This is a genomic window from Streptomyces sp. SID5910, assembly GCF_009862125.1.
Lineage (GTDB): Bacteria > Actinomycetota > Actinomycetes > Streptomycetales > Streptomycetaceae > Streptomyces.
The window spans coordinates 1-1,324 of record NZ_WWHX01000040.1 but is presented as its reverse complement, the minus strand read 5'-3'; the positions used below and the strand labels follow the sequence as shown (position 1 = coordinate 1,324).

Annotated in this window: 1 protein-coding gene; it reads right to left on the bottom strand. The window is 72.9% G+C overall.

The features are described from left to right. Nucleotides 1-128 precede the first annotated feature (128 nt). On the bottom strand, nucleotides 129-1,324 hold a 1,196-nt coding region (locus tag GTW67_RS01485; protein WP_237518600.1), incomplete at its 5' end, for a cytochrome P450.

Here is a 1,324-nt window from a genome sequence, read left to right as displayed (position 1 = left end):
GTAGAAGCCCGCGCTGCCGCCTGCGTGCGGCAGGCAGATCAGCGTGAACCGGGGTGCGGCCCCGGCGCTCCACCGCCGGATCCAGGGGCCGGCGACGCGGGCGTCGCGCGCCGAGGGCCGGGACGCGGTCACCAGGTCACCCTGAGCTCTTCGAGGCCGAAGGTGGCCGAGTCGTGGTTGACGACGACGTCGTCCCGGCCCCCCGCGAGGCGGAGGGTGGGGACGCGGCGGACGAGTGTGCCCAGGGCGACCTCCAGTTCCAGCCTGGCCAGGTGCTGTCCGACGCACTGGTGGACACCGTGGCCGAAGGCGACGTGGTGGTTGGCGGTGCGGTGGAAGTCGACCCGCTCGGGGTCGTCGAACTGCTCGGGGTCGTGGTTGGCGCCGGCGAGGAGGGCGATCACGCCGTCGTCGGCGGGGATCGTCCGGCCGGACAGCTCGATGTCCTCGGCCGCGACGCGCAGCGGAATGGAGTCGGCGACGGACAGGACGCGCAGGAGTTCGTCGACGGCGGCGGGCATCAGCGAGGTGTCGTCGCGCAGTTGGGCCATCAGCTCGGGCCGGTCCAGCAGGAGCAGGGTGCTCAGGGCGATCATGCTGGTGGTGGTCTCGCGGCCGGCGTTGACGGTGATGCCGAGGGTGGAGAGCAGTTGCTCCGTCGTCACGTCGCCGGTGACGAGGTGGTCGGTGACCAGCTTGGAGATCAGGTCGTCCCCCGGCTCCTCCCGGCGTCGGGCGATCAGCTCGGCGAGCAGCCCGAACAGGCCGCCGAGGGCTTCGGACACCTGCTCGGCGGTGCTGCGGCGGGAGCCGGAGATCCGGGTGACGTCCCGGAAGAACTCCAGGTTCTCGCGGGGGATGCCGAGCAGTTCGCAGATCACCGAGGTGGACACGGCGTTGGCGTACGCGGAGACGAAGTCGACCGGGCCGCCGGCCGCGAGCATGCCGTCCAGGATCTCGTCCACGCGGGCCTGCACCACGGGCCGCATCGCCCGGACCCGGCGCACCGTGAACACCGGCAGGAGCATCCGCCGGTACTTGGTGTGCTCGGGGGCGTCGGTGCGGATGAAGGGGCGGAACCTGGCCCCGGCCTCCTGCTCGCCCTCGCCGAGGGCGGGGAAGTTGGGGCGGCGGATGTCGGCGCTGACCCGCGGGTCGGAGAGCAGTTCGCGTACGTCGTCGTAGCGGGTGACCACCCATGCCTCCCGCTTGGTCGGCAGTGTGACGCGGGCTACGGGGTCGTGGGTGCGCAGTGCGGCGTACTCGGCGGGCGCGGCGAAGGGGCAGCCGCGTGGAACGGGGAAGTCCCGGGGCGGGGCGGCGG